The sequence below is a fragment of the Pseudomonas sp. 10S5 genome (genome assembly GCF_035019745.1).
In the GTDB taxonomy this organism is placed as follows: Bacteria; Pseudomonadota; Gammaproteobacteria; order Pseudomonadales; family Pseudomonadaceae; genus Aquipseudomonas.
This window is the reverse complement of the sequence record NZ_JASJVL010000003.1, coordinates 41878-60284: the sequence shown is the minus strand read 5'-3', so window position 1 is coordinate 60284 and position 18407 is coordinate 41878. Positions and strand designations below refer to the sequence as shown.

General features: G+C 54.1%; 22 protein-coding genes and 1 tRNA gene. 14 read left to right on the top strand and 9 right to left on the bottom strand.

Features of this window, described 5'->3' with window-relative positions:
* Positions 1-27 precede the first annotated feature (27 nt).
* The 6 genes from QN378_RS03405 to QN378_RS03380 form a co-directional block, all read right to left on the bottom strand.
* Complete coding sequence (locus tag QN378_RS03405) at positions 28-714, bottom strand: HAMP domain-containing sensor histidine kinase (RefSeq protein WP_322202226.1); 687 nt, start codon at positions 712-714, stop codon at positions 28-30.
* Positions 711-2315, bottom strand: a complete 1605-nt coding sequence (locus tag QN378_RS03400) for a response regulator (RefSeq protein WP_322202224.1) — start codon at positions 2313-2315, stop codon at positions 711-713. The genes QN378_RS03405 and QN378_RS03400 overlap by 4 nt, the downstream gene beginning before the upstream one ends.
* Before the next feature lie 524 nt (positions 2316-2839).
* Complete coding sequence (locus tag QN378_RS03395; protein ID WP_322202222.1) at positions 2840-3169, bottom strand: hypothetical protein; 330 nt, start codon at positions 3167-3169, stop codon at positions 2840-2842.
* A gap of 187 nt (positions 3170-3356) precedes the next feature.
* Positions 3357-3776 (bottom strand): DUF6691 family protein, encoded by a 420-nt coding sequence (locus QN378_RS03390; protein ID WP_322202220.1) that lies wholly within the window; start codon positions 3774-3776, stop codon positions 3357-3359.
* 2 nt (positions 3777-3778) lie between these two features.
* Positions 3779-4213, bottom strand: coding sequence for a YeeE/YedE family protein (locus tag QN378_RS03385; RefSeq protein WP_322202218.1), 435 nt, complete (start codon positions 4211-4213; stop codon positions 3779-3781).
* Positions 4214-4549: 336 nt separating this feature from the next.
* Positions 4550-5428: an MBL fold metallo-hydrolase gene (locus tag QN378_RS03380; RefSeq protein ID WP_322202216.1), complete on the bottom strand. Its 879-nt coding sequence runs from the start codon at positions 5426-5428 to the stop codon at positions 4550-4552.
* A gap of 238 nt (positions 5429-5666) precedes the next feature.
* Here QN378_RS03380 and QN378_RS03375 point away from each other — a divergent pair, with 238 nt between their 5' ends.
* From QN378_RS03375 to QN378_RS03350, 7 genes are all read left to right on the top strand, one after another.
* A complete protein-coding gene (locus QN378_RS03375) occupies positions 5667-6986 on the top strand; it encodes a sigma-54 interaction domain-containing protein (protein ID WP_323567411.1) in 1320 nt (439 codons plus the stop codon).
* Positions 6987-7127: 141 nt separating this feature from the next.
* Positions 7128-7328, top strand: a complete 201-nt coding sequence (cydP, locus tag QN378_RS23455; protein WP_369124906.1) for a cytochrome oxidase putative small subunit CydP — start codon at positions 7128-7130, stop codon at positions 7326-7328.
* Positions 7325-8896 (top strand): cytochrome ubiquinol oxidase subunit I, encoded by a 1572-nt coding sequence (locus QN378_RS03370; RefSeq protein ID WP_322202212.1) that lies wholly within the window; start codon positions 7325-7327, stop codon positions 8894-8896. Before cydP ends, QN378_RS03370 begins: the two co-directional genes overlap by 4 nt.
* Positions 8889-10025: a cytochrome d ubiquinol oxidase subunit II gene (cydB, locus tag QN378_RS03365; RefSeq protein ID WP_322202210.1), complete on the top strand. Its 1137-nt coding sequence runs from the start codon at positions 8889-8891 to the stop codon at positions 10023-10025. Before QN378_RS03370 ends, cydB begins: the two co-directional genes overlap by 8 nt.
* A gap of 23 nt (positions 10026-10048) precedes the next feature.
* A complete protein-coding gene (cydX, locus tag QN378_RS03360; protein WP_322202208.1) occupies positions 10049-10174 on the top strand; it encodes a cytochrome bd-I oxidase subunit CydX in 126 nt (41 codons plus the stop codon).
* A complete protein-coding gene (locus QN378_RS03355) occupies positions 10171-10455 on the top strand; it encodes a cyd operon YbgE family protein (RefSeq protein WP_322202206.1) in 285 nt (94 codons plus the stop codon). The genes cydX and QN378_RS03355 overlap by 4 nt, the downstream gene beginning before the upstream one ends.
* 11 nt (positions 10456-10466) lie before the next feature.
* A complete protein-coding gene (locus QN378_RS03350; protein ID WP_322202204.1) occupies positions 10467-10892 on the top strand; it encodes a group II truncated hemoglobin in 426 nt (141 codons plus the stop codon).
* A 179-nt stretch (positions 10893-11071) separates the two neighbouring features.
* On the opposite strand, the gene QN378_RS03345 is transcribed toward QN378_RS03350, so the two are convergent.
* Positions 11072-11162: transfer RNA gene (locus QN378_RS03345), tRNA-Ser, on the bottom strand.
* Positions 11163-11402: 240 nt separating this feature from the next.
* Here QN378_RS03345 and QN378_RS03340 point away from each other — a divergent pair.
* The 7 genes from QN378_RS03340 to QN378_RS03310 all read left to right on the top strand — a co-directional run bounded on the left by QN378_RS03340 (position 11403) and on the right by QN378_RS03310 (position 15671).
* Positions 11403-12077 (top strand): Bax inhibitor-1/YccA family protein, encoded by a 675-nt coding sequence (locus tag QN378_RS03340; protein WP_322202202.1) that lies wholly within the window; start codon positions 11403-11405, stop codon positions 12075-12077.
* A gap of 118 nt (positions 12078-12195) precedes the next feature.
* A complete protein-coding gene (gene tusD / locus QN378_RS03335; RefSeq protein WP_322202200.1) occupies positions 12196-12588 on the top strand; it encodes a sulfurtransferase complex subunit TusD in 393 nt (130 codons plus the stop codon).
* Position 12589: 1 nt separating this feature from the next.
* A complete protein-coding gene (gene tusC / locus QN378_RS03330) occupies positions 12590-12952 on the top strand; it encodes a sulfurtransferase complex subunit TusC (RefSeq protein ID WP_322202197.1) in 363 nt (120 codons plus the stop codon).
* A complete protein-coding gene (gene tusB / locus QN378_RS03325) occupies positions 12952-13251 on the top strand; it encodes a sulfurtransferase complex subunit TusB (protein WP_322202195.1) in 300 nt (99 codons plus the stop codon). Before tusC ends, tusB begins: the two co-directional genes overlap by 1 nt.
* Entirely contained in the window at positions 13248-13583 is a 336-nt protein-coding gene (locus QN378_RS03320) for a TusE/DsrC/DsvC family sulfur relay protein (RefSeq protein WP_322202193.1), read from the top strand. The genes tusB and QN378_RS03320 overlap by 4 nt, the downstream gene beginning before the upstream one ends.
* Positions 13580-14581: a glycosyl transferase family protein gene (locus QN378_RS03315; protein WP_322202191.1), complete on the top strand. Its 1002-nt coding sequence runs from the start codon at positions 13580-13582 to the stop codon at positions 14579-14581. Before QN378_RS03320 ends, QN378_RS03315 begins: the two co-directional genes overlap by 4 nt.
* Positions 14582-14669: 88 nt before the next feature.
* Complete coding sequence (locus QN378_RS03310; protein ID WP_322202189.1) at positions 14670-15671, top strand: glutathione S-transferase family protein; 1002 nt, start codon at positions 14670-14672, stop codon at positions 15669-15671.
* A 59-nt stretch (positions 15672-15730) separates the two neighbouring features.
* On the opposite strand, the gene cysG is transcribed toward QN378_RS03310, so the two are convergent.
* Positions 15731-17125, bottom strand: a complete 1395-nt coding sequence (gene cysG / locus QN378_RS03305; protein ID WP_322202187.1) for a siroheme synthase CysG — start codon at positions 17123-17125, stop codon at positions 15731-15733.
* Positions 17126-18406 carry a serine--tRNA ligase gene (gene serS, locus QN378_RS03300; protein WP_322202185.1) on the bottom strand — a complete coding sequence of 427 codons (1281 nt, stop codon included), beginning with the start codon at positions 18404-18406 and terminating at the stop codon, positions 17126-17128.
* Position 18407 lies beyond the last annotated feature (1 nt).

Below are 18407 nucleotides of genomic sequence, written 5' to 3'. Positions count from 1 at the left end.
CATCTTAATGCTGATGACGGCGAGACTTTAGGGCAGGTAAATAATGAATTTACCGCCGCCCAACTTGCCGCCGTTGGCCAGTTCGATGTGCCCACGCACACCGTTTCGCTCATGCCGTTCGGCGATGCGCGCGGCGAAATAAAGGCCCAAGCCGGTGCTGCCGCTGCGTTGATTGATACCCTGCACGTAGTCTGACTGATGCTCAAGCATCTGAGCCGGATAACCTGGGCCATCGTCATTGACGGTCAACACCAATTGGCCGTCCTCTTCATGGGCGGTGATCAGTATCGTGTGGCGCGCATAGCGGATCGCATTGATGATGATGTTTGCCACAACCGAGCTGATCAGTTCACGGTCAAAGAAACCGAGTTCATTAAAGCCCTCGATCTCGTAGTTCGCGACAATACCGTGACTGTGCAAGACATCCTGGTGGCAGGCCAGCAGAGCTTCGATGAAATCATCAAGCTCGTGATAGTCAGGGCGCAGGGGTAGCTGATTGACGCCCAGCTTATATAGCCCAAGCAGTTGCACCAACATACCGTTGAGGTGGGCAAATTCGTATTCGATGGCCCCATGTTCGGGGACGTCTTGCTGAGCTTTAGTCAGTTGAGTCAGCCACTGGCTGTGAGCGTGCATCAGCGTCGATAAAGAATTTTTCATGTCATGTACGACGGAGGCGATCACCATCGAGAAGTCGAGCCCGTTATCGTTCATGCGCCAAACGCCCTGCTTTGCAATTTCTGATAGCGCTCATAACGCGGGTCGGTCTCGGGCATCATGCCAATCATCTTCAGGCAAACCCGACATTCTTCAAGCCCTGCAGAATCTGCAGGCATACCTTTTGCGTGCAGCAACGACTGCACCAGGTTCAGCGCGATACTGATGTTCTTTGATTGCAACGCCATTGCCTGACGGAAGAAACTTTGGGCTTCGGCGATATTACCGGCCTTGTATTGGCGCACGCCTTGAAGGTTTAGATCGGACGCCGCCTTGCCCGCACCAAGGATCGCTGGATCATCGGTTAGGCGACCGATACCTTGCATGACCGCAGGATCATCACCGTATATTTCTGCGCAGCTTTTCAATATTCCGGCGCCTGCTTTTTCTTGGCCCAGTTGCTGGAGTTGGGAGGCAACCAATAGCGCAGTCTCGGCGCTGAAGAAATGATCCATGCCCTCAAGATGTGCCAACGCCTCCAGCGTCAGTTTCGCCGCAGCTTCAGGGTCTGACCGTTTAAGACTGGTGGCTTTCATCAAACCGGTGCGCATTTGTAGCCCCTGGTCGCTACCGTATTCCTTCGCGACATCCCCCAGTGTCTGGTTAACCTCTACCCGAGAGCGCGCATCCAGCCCGTTATCGCCATTTTTGTTGATCAGCGCTTGTGCCAGGCCCAAGTTACTCTCTGGATCCTTGAAACGAGAAAACTTGCCTTGGGAGACAGCGTAACGATAGGCCTTGGAGGCACTTTCAAAATCGTCATTACCCATCGCCAACTTGCCCAGCAACCGTTGCCGGCGCACCGCCAATGGCGACAGACGCACCGCATTTTCAAGCACGCTCTGTGCGCGCTTGACCTCTCCCTGAGCAACCAACACATCGGCCAGACCGTCGTAGAGCGTGGGCATCATCGGGAAGGCAACAATTGCTCGCTCATAAATCGCCTGTGCCTCGACGGCTTTACCACGTTTGAGTAATAACTTGCCGAGCCCCGCGTAAGCCCAAGGCGTAGCGCGGTCGGCCAACACCGACTTGAGAAAGCTTTCCAGCGCGTCATGTTGATTTAGATCGCGCAAGGCATTGGCCTTGTAGCGCAAGCAGAGGGGAGCGAAGCGCTGGTCTTGCTGCGTAAGGCTGGCGCAGGCAGCCATTACTTCCACAGGTTTGTCACGATCAAGCGCCTGAAGAATCGGCTTGAGTAAGGTCTTGCGCTGGGCAAGCTTCTCAAGACGCTGAGCCAGGCCAGCGCGGTTGAAAGGTTTAGTCAGATACGCATCAGGCTCCCACTCCAAAGCACTCATTACCATGGCTTGGCTATTCTCGGCCGTGACCATGATAAAAATCGCTTCATGACTCATTAGCTTGTCGACCATCAAGTCTTCAAGCACTTGCTGACCATTTTTTTTACCGTCACCAAAGTTGAAATCATGCAGGATAAAGTCGTAACGCTTTTGCGCACACATGAGCAACGCCTGCTCACCGGTGTCGGCGGTATCTACTTCCACTACACCCAATTCGCGCAGCATCGACCTGACCGAACTGCGGAAGTCGGAGAAATCATCGGCGATAAGGAAGCTTTTCTTGGAGTACGCCAGCATCGAGATTCCTGTCGTGGGAAGTAAAAAGAGTGCCCAGGCAAATACCCATGCAAGGTTGGGTGTAGCTTCGCTGCCAATTACGGCGCGCGCATCATAACAACATCAATAAGCCATCAAACGATTTTACACACAGAGATTGTGCCCGCTAATTGACGCCTTGCATGAGCTGGACATAAGAGTAGCCAGACGCTCGGATAAAAGCGATGAGGAGGCTAATTACCTTGCAGTATTGGGCCACCGCATACGGGATCAGTTTAGTAGCTGCCCAAGGCTGCGATGAATGTTCAATACTTACTATTCTGTATGTGCCCAAGCATTGATGGAGTTGGCATTTCATCGAAGCGTCAATGCAGGCGACCCAGGGTTTGCGGTCGAAGTCTGCCAGAGGGTAACAAACCTTTTCACAGGCAATTGCGGGCCCTATGTTAGCTGCCAGGCAGCGGCTTTGATGACGAGCACTACCTCGAACGGCCTTTGGCAGTTAGATACGATTTACTCATCCCAAGCTTCTGCCGAGGGTAGGGCTACTGAGCTTCTTTTAAATAATCCTTGAGTACTGTCAATGGCGCATCCAAAGCGGCTATCGTCTCAACGCGTCTGACGTTATCGGAGAGTTTATGAAGTTCTTTCCCGAGCGGCGTATCAGCCCCCCCTAAAGCGTTTAGCGCAACCTGCAGGCAATCGGCCACTTTAAGTTGTATCGCTTTGACATCACCTCTGCGAACAAGCAAGCCGAAGACCTCTTTTTGGTAATCACACATCACAGTGTCTTCACGCAAAATCGGACTGTCGCCCTCCTTCTCATGCACCAGCTTGAGGCAAAAAAGGGCAACCGTTTCCAGTGACGATTCCATACAGTGAATCCTTAGGGTTTAAACGGGCCGGATAAGGCAGAATAATAACCCATTGGATTGATCTTATACGCTAACAAATAGGGGAGCGATTGGGTTGCATAACCGCAGAACTTGCAATTTTCATCTCCTGCCCAAGCACACTTTCGACACTACGCATCACCCACCTTCTTTTAGGGTGATCTTGCGATCACTGATTGGGTCGTTTTTCCAACGCACGAAATAACAGCATGCCGACCAGCATGGCTAGTATGAAAACGACGATTTGCCAGCGACCTGTCATTAGCATTGTCACCGCAGGCCCAGGACAGATACCAGCAATCCCCCAGCCAATACCAAACAATAAGCTGCCGCCGATGAGCCGCGAGTCCAACTCCCGCTTTACAGGTAGTTGCATTGGTCTCCCTAGCAATGATCTGGATTGGTGGCGCGCCCAAGTAAGCGGGCCGATGGCTATACCGATTGCCCCAACCATGACCAGGCCCAAGGACGGGTCCCAAGCACCCGTAAAATCTAAGAACGCCAATACCTTTCCAGGATTCGCCATGCCCCCCAAGAGCAGACCGAAGCCAAACAGCAGACCGGCAATGAACGCAGTTAGTTTGATCATATTTAGCCTCCGAACAAATGACGCAAAAAAAATACCGTAGTAAAACCACTGAACATGAAACACGCAGTGGCGATCATTGAGCGCGGCGAAAGGCGCGATATCCCGCACACCCCATGGCCGCTCGTACAACCCGATCCATAGCGGGTGCCGACCCCCACCAAGGCGCCTGCGACGACAAGACCGAACCAACCAGTCTGAAACTCCATCTGTGGCAGGGCGGTAAACAACTCCCATAAGAGCGGTGCGACGAGCAGTCCGAGGAGAAACAGCGCTTTTTCACTCACCCCCTCGCTACCACGCTGTAAAAGATTCGCAATCAGGCCGCTGATACCAGCAATACGCCCATTGGCAACAGTAAATAGACTTGCAGCCAAACCAATTAATATGCCGCCTGCAAGGGATGACCATGGAGTAAAGTTGAGCCAGTCGACATTCACAAAGCTTCTCCGACGCGAAATTGTTTAAACCGATTTGAATAACCACAAACCGCGCAGATGCAGATGCAGATGCAGATGCAGATGCAGATGCAGATGCAACAGATAATCTGCTTTCTGTAACGGCGAGTTTTCACCCGTCCTCCACGGCGTTTACTTGCTGCCCCACGCCTACAGCCTTCCGCGATGGTTACACACCCTGTGCAGACCGACGTATTTTAGTTCTGCCGACTGACCTAACGAAATCTGTCCAGATACCGATAGTCTTGGTACGAGGTGAGGTATGAACATAGGTGTCTGCGTTGACATATTTTTCATGGATTTTTTTTGCGAGCGAAGTCAGGCGACGTTAAGAGGGATTTTCAGATAGCGTGTGCCGTTTGCTTCAGCTTCAGGAAAATGTCCAGCTCGCATATTTACCTGAACCGATGGCAGGATCAGCGTCGGCATCTCCATGATTGCATCGCGCTTGGTGCGCATTGTTACAAACGCCTCCTCACTAATACCGTTACGGACATGTACGTTGTGGGCGCGTTGGTCAGCAACGGTGCTGACAAATTGCACCTCTCGGTCGTCGGGTTGATAGTCGTGACACATGTACAACAAGGTGTTGGCTGGCAGACTCAGCACCTTGTTAATCGACTGAAATAACGTGCGCGCGTCACCGCCGGGAAAATCACAACGTGCCGTACCGTAGTCGGGCATGAACAGGGTATCGCCAACGAATGCGACCGTTTCGTTGCCGTCGCTGATTACATACGTCATGCACGCCGGTGTGTGTCCTGGCGTGTGCAGCGTTCGGCATTGCAACGTGCCAATGGAGAATGGCTCGTCATTCATGAACAGGTGATCGAACTGACTTCCGTCCCGAGCCATTTCCTTACCTGTGTTGAACAAAGCGCCAAAGACTTCTTGCACGGCCGCAACTTGGTTGCCAATACCTGTTTTGCCACCGAGCTTTTCTTTTAGGTAAGGCGCAGCCGTAAGGTGGTCCGCATGCACATGGGTCTCAAGTATCCATTTAACCTTCGCATTTAGCTCGACCACCCTTGCAATCAACTTATCTGCAGACGTAGTAGCCGTGTGGCCTGACTTACAGTCGTAATTAAGTACGCTGTCCACTAAGGCGCAGTGGCGAGTAGGTAGATCCAGCACAAGATAGCTGACAGTACGGGTGGCAGTATCGAAGAATCCTTCAACGTGAAGTTTTGCGGTCATGATCAGTCTCCTTAGGGGGGCTCTTTCCGAGTCGCTCGCACCAAGGGCTGACAATTGCAATAAAGCTGCCAACTAGGAATAGTGCTCGTAGTAAATTCATCTAATTGATTTTATTGAAATATTTATTTATTTATTGGGATAACTCTGTATTCCAGCAGTTCTAACAAACTGCCATTGGCAGCTTGTTGACATAGGTGGCACTGCCACAACAGTATGAGCCAATCCCCTTGGAGCCATGATGACCAATAGCCGGCCTCCCCAAAACGGTCCACACCCGCACCAAGTACAGTCACTTGTCTCGTTTCTTGAACACGAGGCAGATCCAATGATCGTGCTTGATCCGGACTACAACATCCTGGCTGCCAATACCGCGTATCTGCGTCAGTTCGGGAGCATTGATAAACCCTTCATCGGCCACAAGTGCTATCAGATTTCGCACCATTACGATGTTCCCTGCGATCAGGCCGGCGAGCATTGTCCGATGAAAAAAGCGCAAGAGTTGCGCGGCCCAGATCGAGTTTTGCACATTCACCACACACCACGCGGTCCCGAGCATGTCGAAGTCGAACTACGCCCGATTCTAGATGTAAAGGGAGTCATCACCGCTTATGTGGAACGCCTTAAGCTGGTCCGCAGCGCATCGGCGCGACCCAGCAATGAGGGGTTGGTCGGATCGTCACCTGCTTTCAACCTTGCCCTGTCGGAACTTCAGCGAGTAGCACCGTCAATGTTGCCGGTACTGTTATTGGGAGAGTCCGGCACAGGTAAGGAGCTATTCGCCCGCGCCGTACATGAAACCAGCGAGCGCACAGCTGGACCGTTTGTGGTGGTCGATTGCTCGGGACTGACTGAAACGCTCTTTGAAAGCGAACTGTTCGGACATGAAAAAGGCGCGTTCACCGGTGCCACCACTCGCAAGCCTGGCTTAGTTGAAACAGCTCAGGGCGGCACGTTATTTCTCGATGAGATAGGCGACGTTCCACTGGCGATGCAGGTGAAATTGTTACGTTTGATCGAGTCCGGCACTTATCGCCGCGTTGGCAGCGTCGAGACCTTGCACGCTAACTTTAGATTGATTGCAGCAACTCACAAGCCTCTGGAAAAAATGATGGAGAAAGGCGAGTTCCGGCAGGACTTGTACTACCGCATCAGCGCTTTTCCGATTCAGCTGCCGCCGTTGCGCCACCGAATCGAAGACATTGGCTTGCTCACTCATTCATTTCTGCAACGGGTAGGCCCTGGTAGGCGCAGGCTGACCATCGACATTGATGCCCTTGTGCAACTGCAGCACTTTGCCTGGCCGGGCAATATTCGCGAGCTACGCAACGTGCTGGAGAGAGCCAGTCTATTCGCCGACGACGGCGTAATCCGCACGGTACATCTACCGGTGACGTCAGCTTCGATACCTGCCCAAGTTTCTGTTCCCGCTCCTTTCGACAGCGGCACGCTGAAACATGTACTGGCCACATTCAGAGGCACCCGCAGCGAACTTGCAAAGCATTTGGGCATTAGCGAACGTACGTTGTATCGGCGACTGAAAGAGCAAGGACTGGCCTAACTATACGACAGCCTATGGCTGCCAATCACTGCCGCAATGGCAGATTGGCAGCATCTCAATCTGCCAAGGTATCTCCGGTCTTTATACTGAAACATTTAAGTTATTGTTATTAAACGATAAAAATCACATTTCCCTCTTGGCATGACACGTGCTAACTGCATAGTCATGACCAATTCCGACAAACGACTACGGCGCCATCTGCTAATAGCAGTGCTAATCAAGTTGGTGGTGCTAACGGTGCTTTGGTGGCTGTTCATCCGAGAATCGCGCGTGAGCGTTGACTCGAACACCATCAGCGAAAGGTTCGGCGTACCCACCTCGACTCAAGGGGCAAGCAAGTGATTTCAGAACATCTGGTGGAATTGTCACGGCTGCAGTTTGCAGCCACAGCGCTGTACCACTTTCTATTTGTACCTCTCACCGTTGGCATGGTGTGGCTGCTGGTCATTATGGAAAGCGTCTACGTGATGACGGGTAATGTCATCTGGAAAGACATGACACGATTCTGGGGCAAGCTGTTCGGTATCAACTTCGCGTTAGGCGTGACTACCGGTATCACACTGGAGTTTCAGTTCGGGACCAACTGGGCGTACTACTCACACTACGTAGGCGACATCTTCGGTGCTCCGCTGGCGATCGAGGGCATGATGGCGTTCTTCCTCGAATCAACAATGATTGGTTTATTCTTTTTTGGCTGGGACCGATTAAAAAAGGAGCACCACTTTCTGGTCACCCTGCTAATGGCCATCGGGACCAACCTTTCAGCGCTGTGGATTTTGATTGCCAACGGCTGGATGCAAAATCCGGTGGGTTCTGAATTCAGCTATCTAACCATGCGCATGGAGATGGTTGACTTCTGGGCAGTGGTTTTCAATCCAGTTGCACAGGCCAAGTTTGTGCATACCGTCTCGGCCGGATACGTCACCGGTTCAATGTTTGTGCTGTCTATTTCAAGTTGGTATCTGCTTAAGAATCGAGATGTCGAGTTTGCAAAGCGAAGCTTTCGGGTTGCGGCAGCCTTCGGCTTGGCGTCAGTGTTAAGCGTTATCGTCTTGGGTGATGAGTCTGGTTATACGGTGGGCGAGGCACAGCAAACTAAGATGGCGGCCATGGAGGCCATGTGGGAAACAAAACCAGCACCCGCCGGACTGACATTATTGGCCAGCATCAACGAAGGCGAGTCGAAGAATAACTGGGAAGTTGAAGTGCCGTGGTTGATGGGGTTGATTGGCACCCGATCGGTAAGTAAGCAAATCCCTGGTATCCATGAGATCAAGGAAAAAAACCGGGCTCGCATCCTGCGCGGCATTACTGCAGTCAATGCGCTGGAAACATTGCGCAAGCATCGCGGTGATCCAGCTGCACTGCAGGTGTTCGAAGAATATAAGGCAGACCTCGGTTTCGGCCTGCTGCTTAAGAAGTATGTCGAGGATGTCAATCAGGCCACACCGGACATCATAGATAAAGCCGTCAACGATACCGTGCCTCGCGTTACACCTATGTTTTGGGCATTTCGGATCATGGTAGGTCTAGGGTTTGCGATGCTGCTGCTATTTGGGCTGTCGTTCTGGAGCACGTTGAAGTCGACCTGCACGCAACGCCGCTGGTTATTGCGTTTAGCGCTCTGCATGCTGCCAGCGCCTTGGATCTCCTGCGAACTTGGCTGGTTCGTTGCCGAATACGGCCGCCAGCCATGGACTATCTACGGTGTGTTACCAACCCACATGAGTGTCTCAACGCTTGGCGTCAACAATTTATACGGGTCGTTAGCAGGATTCATTGTCTTCTACACCACGCTGCTGGTGGTAGAGATGTTCTTGATGGTCAAGTTCGCCCGTCAAGGTCCAGGCAGTCTCGGAACTGGCCGGTATGTCTACGACGCCAATTTGAAGGAAAGCCATCATGCTTGATTATTTCACCCTGAAAATTATCTGGTGGGCGCTGGTAGGCGTACTGCTGATTGGCTTCGCCATTATGGACGGCCACGATATGGGGGTCGGTACATTACTGCCGTTCGTTGGCCGCAATGATATGGAGAGGCGCGTCGTTATAAACACTGTCGGCCCACACTGGGATGGGAATCAGGTCTGGTTCATCACTGCTGGCGGCGCGTTATTTGCAGCATGGCCAGTGGTTTATGCAACGGCGTTCAGCGGTTTTTACTGGGCGATGATACTGGTTCTTTGGGCGTTGTTTTTCCGCCCCGTCGGCTTCGATTATCGCAGCAAGATTCAAAATTCAACGTGGCGCAACACTTGGGATTGGGGTCTATTCGTGGGGGGTACAGTACCCCCACTTGTATTCGGGATCGCGTTCGGGAATTTGCTGCAAGGAGTACCGTTCCAGTTCAACGATTATTTGGTATCAACCTACACTGGCAGCTTCTGGCAGTTGCTGAATCCCTTCGCACTGTTGTCGGGCGTTGTCAGTAGCGCAATGATTACTCTGCAAGGCGCAAGCTATCTGGCACACCGTACTGAAGGTGTTATCCAGACCAGGGCTGTAAAGGGTGCGGTGGGTGCGGCCATCGTGCTGGCTTGCTCATTTGTAATCGCCGGAATTTGGCTACAGTCGATCGATGGCTATCGCATTACCTCAGTGGTTGACACGGCTGGACTGCCCGACATCCTCGGTAAATCAGTAGTACGCGAAGCGGGTGCCTGGATGACCAACTATAGCCACTACCCTTTGTTGTGGCTGTTACCTTTGATGGGCTTGGCTGGCGCAGCGAGCGCAGCCATGCTGCTGATGGTTCGCCGCACTCTCTCAGCATTTGTGGCGTCATCGCTTGCTGTCGCCGGTGTCATCAGCACCGCAGGCGTTTCAATGTTTCCATTCATCATGCCGTCATCGTCAATGCCCGCTGCAAGTCTGACCGTTTGGGACAGCGTTTCCAGCCACCTTAGCCTTGCCATCATGTTCTGGGCGGCATTGATTTTCATGCCACTGATCATCCTTTATACCTCATGGGCGTATCGCGTCATGCGGGGCAAGGTGACCATCGCGCACATTAAAGCCAACGACCACTCAGCCTACTAGTGCCAGCAAAGGAGTAAAAAATTATGTGGTATTTCGCCTGGATGCTGGGAGTCGGTTTTGCATTGCTACTGGCGATATTGAACGCGATGTGGGGCGAGAACGAAGCTGGTCGCGCCAGGACAGACAGCGATGAGGCAGAGTCACGATGACCCACGTCGCTAACGTCCCACCTACCTCACGCATACACGTGCTGAGTTTGATTATCGCCGTGGCGATCATGCTGGCTTGCACCCTTTATCCGCCTCTGATCGCAGCCGCAGATGGAAAAGCTGACCACGCTCTTGCAACTGCGCTGTTCGCAGCCATGAGCGTGGCTTTTGTAAACGGGGTGGGATTTGTCCCGCGCGCGCCGGTCTGGCGATGGTTATTTTCAGGATGGACCTGCCTTGCAGCGCTTGCCCTCGCCGGCTGGATAAAGTTCTTACTTTGAATAGTGATGACATGACTGAACTATTAAATTCCCAGCATGAGAACAACGCCAGTGCTTACCTCCAGTTAGGGGGTGAGGCAGGTATCCATAAATTGGTCGACCGTTTTTATGAGCTGATGGAAGTGCTATCCGAGGCGCGAATAGTGCGTCGGATGCACCCACCAAGTCTCAAGGGCAGCGCGGACAGCCTTTTTAAATTTTTGAGCGGGTGGCTTGGAGGGCCACCACTGTTCCGGCAGGAGCGTGGCCACCCGCGTCTGCGCATGCGACATGCGCCCTACGCGGTCGGTATTGTCGAACGCGATGAATGGATGTTGTGCATGCATCGGGCGATCAACGAGCAGGTAGACGACTCGGGCCTAAATGCGAAGCTGCAACGTATGTTTTCCGAAATGGCCGACCACATGATCAATGTCGACATTTCTTTCGATAAATAAGATGGGATTGGCCGCTAAAGCATTGCCTTTCGAATCCGCTTCGCCCGCGATGCGCTTGCCTCAGGGGATATTTAAATGCCCTATGTGCCGCCGTTGGTAGGGTCAACTACTTGAAGCACCCGAATTCCAGGCAAAAAAAGGGCTTAGATTATCTCTAAGCCCTTTATTTTTTTGATGTTTGGCGGGAAACCAGGGATTCGAACCCTGGGAACGCTATTAACGTTCGCCGGTTTTCAAGACCGGTGCATTCAACCGCTCTGCCAATTTCCCGTATTACCTGTAGCTTAACGCAGGCGTGCAGCTGAGAAGTACCTGATATAAGGACTCATCGACCTGTTACGGTCGGCGGCTTCAAGACTGCTACCTTAGACCGCTCGGCCACACCTCCGTTGCTGTTGCGGGCGCCATAATACCCGAATGAAACACACTGTCAAACTCTGATGCTAGCCAGCAGCGATGCCTCTGTTATGATCTTTGCGTCTTAACATTTCAACCACCGGGAGTCTCGCCATGCGCGAACAGGATTACGCAGTCAACAACGGCGTGCAGGCCGATCAGCTAGAGATTAGCCGCGTCCTGCGCAATACCTACGGTCTTCTGGCTATCACTCTCGCCTTCAGCGGTCTGATGGCTTATATCGCTCAGCAGAATCACGTGCCTTACCCTAACGTGTTCGTCGTGCTGATCGGCTTTTATGGCCTCTTTTTCCTCACCAACAAATTACGTGACTCGGCATGGGGCTTGGTTTCGACCTTCGCTTTGACCGGTTTCATGGGGTACCTGCTCGGCCCGATCCTCAATCGTTACCTGGGTATGCAGGGCGGCGCTGAGGTGGTTAGTTCGGCGTTTGCGATGACTGCCCTGGTGTTCGGCGGCTTGTCTGCTTACGTATTGATCACCCGCAAGGACATGAGCTTCCTCGGTGGCTTCATCACCGCTGGTTTCTTCGTTCTGCTGGGTGCCACGTTGGCGAGCATGTTCTTCCACATCAGCGGTCTGCAATTGGCGATCAGCGCCGGCTTCGTGCTGTTCTCGTCGGTGTGCATCCTGTTTCAGACCAGCGCCATCATTCAGGGCGGCGAACGTAACTACATCATGGCAACCATCAGCCTGTATGTATCGATCTACAACCTGTTCATCAGCCTACTGCAAATATTTGGCCTGATGGGCAGCAGCAAAAACTGATGCACTGCTGACCTTCAGTAAGCTTAGCTCCAACAAAAAGCCCGCCGAGCGGGCTTTTTGCTGCCTGCCGTTCGCAAACTCTTTATCATGGCCACAGATTTGTTGACCGAGCTGACACATGAAGTTTGCCATCGCCTTATTCTCTGCGGCCCACGTGCCCTCTTCCCGCCGCGCCTTGCTGTTTGCTCAGGCGGCGCTGGCCGGTGGTCATGAGATTGTACGGTTGTTCTTCTATCAAGACGGCGTGCACAGCGCATCGGGCAATATCGTCACGCCTCAGGATGAACTCGACCTGCCGCGCCTATGGCGCGAGTTCGTGACCGAGCATCAACTTGATGGCGTGGTCTGCATCGCCGCCGCCTTGCGTCGCGGCGTATTGAATGAAGAAGAAGCGCAACGCTACGAGCGACCGGCCGCCAACTTGCCAGCTCAGTGGGCATTGTCAGGGCTTGGCCAGCTGCACGATGCAGTGCAAGAAGCTGACCGACTGATCTGCTTCGGAGGACCGTGAAATGCCTAAATCACTATTGGTTATTAGCCGTCAGGCGCCATGGTCCGGCCCCGGTGCGCGGGAAGCGCTGGACATCGTGTTGGCAGGCGGCGCATTCGATTTGCCGATTGGCCTTCTCTTCATGGATGACGGTGTGTTTCAGCTGATACCCAATCAACAAGCCGCCCAACTCCAGCAGAAAGACCTGACCGCCAACTTGAAGGCCCTTTCGCTGTTTGGCATCGACGATATTTACGCGTGTGGCGACAGCCTCGCGGAGCGCGGCGTACTTCCCGACGAGTTGACGATCGAAAACCTGACGCTGCTGCACGGCCCGGAACTGTCGGCGACCATTGACCGCTACGACCAAGTGATCACGCTCTGATGTCGACTTTGCATGTGTTATCTCACTCGCCGTTTACCGACAGCCGCTTGACGAGCTGCCTGCGGCTGTTGGGCACCAAGGACGCCATTTTGCTGTGTGGCGACGCAACCTATGGGCTGAGTCAGGACTCTGCGCCATTCAAGGCGCTTGAGACCCGCCGCGCTTCACTCAAGCTGTTTGTGCTGGAAGAAGACCTCCTTGCGCGGAATCTGGCGTTACCGCTCTGGGCCGAAAGCGTCGATTATCCTGGCTTCGTTGCGCTGTCGATCCGCTTCGACAAGGTGAATACCTGGCTATGAAACAGTTGCAGATCGCCGAACACCATGTGGCGTTGGACAAGGATGGTTTCCTTGTAGACCTCAATGACTGGTCCAGCGAAGTGGCAACTACCATCGCCGAGCAAGAGGGCATTGCCCTTAACACCGATCATTGGGAAATTCTCCACTTACTGCGGGCGTTTTATGCGGAGTTCCAGCTATCACCCGCCACCCGCCCGCTGATCAAATACACGGCGTTGAAGCTCGGTCCTGAAAAGGGCAACAGCATGCACCTCAATCGCCTGTTCAATGGCACTCCCGCCAAACTCGCCGCCAAGCTGGCGGGCCTGCCCAAACCGACGAATTGCATATGACCGACTTTGCCCCGCTGACCCTTGAAACCCCCGCCGAACACCCGTTTGCCCCGTTCGTGCGTATTCTCGGCAAAGGCAAACGTGGCGCCCGCGACATGACCCGTGAAGAAGCCCGGGAAGCCATGGGCATGCTCCTCGACGATAAAGTCGAAGATACTCAGCTTGGTGCCTTCTTGATGCTATTGCGTCACAAAGAAGAAAGCGCGGAAGAACTCGCAGGCTTCACCGAAGCGGTGCGCGAACGCTTGCACGCGCCGGCACTCAAGGTGGATATCGACTGGCCAACCTACGCTGGCAAGAAACGTCACCTGCCGTGGTACCTGCTCGCGGCTAAATGCCTGGCACAAAACGGAGTCCGGGTATTGCTTCACGGTGGAGGCGCACATACCGCAGGGCGGTTATACAGCGAGCAGTTGCTCGACCTGCTGGGCATCCCGCTGTGCCGCAATTGGCAAGCGGTCGGGACCGCGCTTGAGCAGTACAACCTGGCGTTTATTCCACTGGGAGATTGGGCGCCGCAATTACAGCGCATGATCGACCTGCGCAACACGTTGGGCCTGCGTTCGCCGATTCACTCGCTGGCGCGGGTGCTCAACCCACTGGATGCACGCTGTGGCTTGCAAAGCATTTTCCACCCCGGCTACCAAGGGATGCACCGCGAAGCCAGCGGTCTGTTGGGGGATAACACCATCGTCATTAAAGGCGATGGCGGTGAAGTTGAAATGAACCCCGACACCATCAGCCATCTGTATGGCACCACTGGTGGCCAAAGCTGGGATGAAGAATGGCCTGCACTGGCACCACGACGCCACGTCAAACCGGCCACCCTTGACCCCTTACAGTTAACGGCGTTATGGCGCGGGGAGATTGAAGACAGCTATCCGCAGCTCGCGCTGATTTCAACCATCGCCCTGGCTTTACGGGGTCTTGGAACACCGCGGGATGAAGCATTCGTGCTGGCTCAGAAATATTGGGACGCCCGAGATCGATCGATTTAACCGATCATAACCGTCGATGCTTTGTATTATTTGCTCAAAGCATTGCCTTTAGACTGATCTCCAACGCAAAACAGCTTAGGAGATTGTCATGGGCCTTCTGATCGACGGACGCTGGCATGACCAGTGGCATCAAAGCAGCAAAGACGGCGCGTTTCAGCGCGAAGAAGCGCAACGTCGCAATTGGATCACTTCAGATGGCAGTGCCGGCCCTAGCGGTGAAGGCGGTTTCCCCGCGCAAGCCGGTCGCTATCATTTGTACGTTTCCCTCGCTTGCCCGTGGGCACATCGCACACTGATCGTGCGCAAGCTAAAAGGCCTCGAAAGCTTGATTGACGTGTCCGTGGTCAGTTGGCTGATGCTGGAAAATGGCTGGACCTTCGACCAGACCCTTGGCTCCAGCGGCGACAAGTTGGACGGTTTCGAGTTTATCCATCAGCGTTACACCGCAGACGACATCAACTACACCGGTCGGGTAACGGTCCCGGTGCTGTGGGACAAACAACAGCAGCGAATCGTGAGCAATGAATCCTCGGAAATTATCCGCATGTTTAATTCGGCGTTTGACGGATTGACCGGCAATCGATTGGACTTGTACCCGAAATCACTGCGCGCCAACATCGACGAGCTAAACAATCATATCTATCCCTCGGTGAACAACGGCGTTTACCGCGCAGGCTTTGCAACGTCGCAAGGCGCTTATGAGCAAGCATTTGATGAGGTGTTCGCGGAATTGGACACCCTGGAAATGCTTCTGGGCCAAAAACGCTATCTGGCTGGCGCGCATCTGACTGAAGCCGATGTACGCCTGTTCACAACCATCGTTCGCTTTGATGCGGTGTATTACGGTCACTTCAAATGCAACTTACGACGCATTACCGACTACCCGAACCTGAGCAATTGGCTACGGGAGTTGTATCAGTGGGAGGGCGTTGCTGAGACCGTGGACTTCAAACACATCAAGAATCATTACTACGGGAGCCACAAGACCATCAACCCCACCGGGATCGTGCCAAAAGGCCCAGCGTTGAACTTGCACACAAACCATGATCGCGCACGCCTTGAAGGCAGCGGCATTTGGTCAGGCGCTTAAACAGTTGAGGTAAAGACCCTGATCACCGGAAATGGGTGACCAGAGTCTTCGCGCAATCGTTAAATTTTCGACTGAGCGCCTTCAAACCATTTCAGTTTTTCCCGCAGCTGAACAACCTCTCCCACGATAACCAGTGTCGGCGCATGAACTTCATGCTCGGCCACTAATTGCGGAAGGTTCGCCAGCGTGCCAGTAAACACCCGCTGATTCGATGTGGTGCCTTGCTGGATCAGCGCGGCAGGAGTGTCGGCGCTGCGACCATGCTTGATCAGTTGCTCACAGATAATCGGCAACCCAACCAGCCCCATGTAAAACACCAACGTCTGTGCCGGTGCCACCAAGTCGTTCCAACGCAAGTCGGTGCTGCCGTCTTTAAGGTGCCCAGTGACGAAGCGCACAGACTGCGCATAATCACGGTGGGTCAGCGGAATACCGGCGTAGGCCGCGCAACCACTGGCGGCGGTAATGCCTGGCACCACTTGGAACGGTATGCCGTGGGCCGCCAACTCTTCGATTTCTTCGCCGCCGCGTCCGAAAATAAACGGATCGCCGCCCTTGAGGCGCAAAACACGCTTGCCTTGTTTGGCCAGTTCAACCAGCTGCTGATTGATCTCGTCTTGCGGCAATGTGTGATCGGCACGCTGTTTACCCACGTACACCCGCTCGGCGTCGCGTCGGCACAACTCAAGAATCGCCGGCGCAACCAAGCGGTCGTACAGCACCACGTCGGCTTGCTGCATCAATCGCAGGGCACGAAAGGTCAACAAGTCCGGATCGCCCGGACCCGCACCGACCAGATACACCTCGCCCACCGCGCTGGGTACTTCGCCGTTGATCTTGGCAACTAATAAACGCTCGGCTTCTGCACCTTGCCCGGCCAACTGCCGATCAGCAATCGGCCCTTGAAACACCTCTTCCCAGAACGCCCGACGCTGCTGAACATCCGGGAGCAGGTTTTTTACCTGACTGCGAAACCGCGCAGCGAGGCCAGCCAATTGACCGTAGGTCGATGGAATCCAGGTTTCCAGCTTGGCGCGAATCAACCGCGCCAGAACCGGCGCATCCCCACCGCTGGAGACCGCGATCACCAACGGCGAGCGATCAACGATGGCCGGGAAAATCACGCTGCATAACGCTGGCGAATCCACCACATTGACCGGCACACAACGCCGTTTGGAGTCACGGGAGACCTGGGCGTTGAGCGGCTCGTCGTCGGTGGCTGCGATGATTAACACGCAGCCGTCGAGATCACTCTCAACGTAACCACGGACAATCACTTCGCCGCCGCCACCCTCTACCAACTCGCGCAGTTGCACCTCTATTTCAGGTGCAACCACCCGTAACACTGCACCGGCATCAGCGAGCAGGCGGGATTTGCGTAACGCAATTTCACCCCCGCCCACCACCAGCACGCGACTGCCATGCAGGTTATGAAACAGCGGTAGAAATTCCATTTAGCCGATGACCTCAAGGCCACCCATGTAAGGCTTAAGTACCTCAGGTACCCGAATCGAACCGTCGGCCTGTTGGTAGTTTTCCAGCACGGCAACCAGCGTCCTACCGACAGCCAGACCCGAACCGTTCAATGTATGAACAAGTTCCGGCTTGCCGGTTTCCGGGTTGCGCCAGCGTGCCTGCATGCGTCGTGCCTGAAAATCACCGCAGTTTGAACACGACGAAATTTCACGGTATTTGTCTTGGCTAGGAATCCAGACTTCAAGGTCGTAAGTCTTGACTGCACTAAAGCCCATGTCGCCGGTGCACAGCGCCAGCACGCGGTATGGCAATTCCAGCAGTTGCAACACGCGTTCAGCGTTACCAGTCAAGCTTTCCAAGGCAGCTTGCGATTGATCGGGCTGAACGATCTGAACCATCTCGACCTTGTCGAATTGGTGCTGACGGATCATTCCCCGGGTGTCGCGGCCCGAGGCGCCAGCTTCGCTGCGGAAGCACGGGGTGTGTGCGACGAATTTCATCGGCAGCAGCTTGGGGTCCAAAATCTCGCCAGACACGATATTGGTCAGCGACACTTCCGCCGTCGGAATCAGGTACAGATCGGCCTCACCTTCGCGGGTGATTTTGAACAGATCTTCTTCGAATTTCGGCAATTGGCCGGTGCCCTGCAACGCAGGCGCCTGCACCAGATAAGGCGTGTAAGCCTCTTCGTAGCCGTGGTCGGTAACGTGCAGATTGATCATGAACTGCGCCAGCGCGCGGTGCATACGGGCAATCGGGCCACGTAACAACGCAAAACGTGCGCCAGAAAGCTTGGCCGCGGTTTCAAAGTCCAGCCAACCGAATTTTTCGCCCAGCGCGACGTGATCCTGAATCTCGAAATCGAAAGCAGTTGGAGTGCCCCAACGACGAACTTCGACGTTGTCGTTTTCGTCAGCGCCCAACGGCACCGATTCGTGCGGCAGGTTCGGCATGCTCAGTAACATCGAATCCAGATCTACCTGAATCGCGTCCAGTTCGATTTTGCCGGCAGCCAGTTCATCGGCCATGCGGTCCACATCGGCCATTAGTGGAGCGATGTCTTCGCCCCGCTGTTTAGCCTGGCCGATAGATTTGGATCGGGCATTACGCTCGGACTGCAACTGTTCAGTACGGGTCTGGACGGTCTTGCGCTGGGCTTCCAGCGCTTCGATGCGGGCGATATCCAGGGTGAAACCACGGGACGCCAGGCGATCCGCTACGTCCTGAAGTTGGGTACGTAACAGTTTTGAATCGAGCATA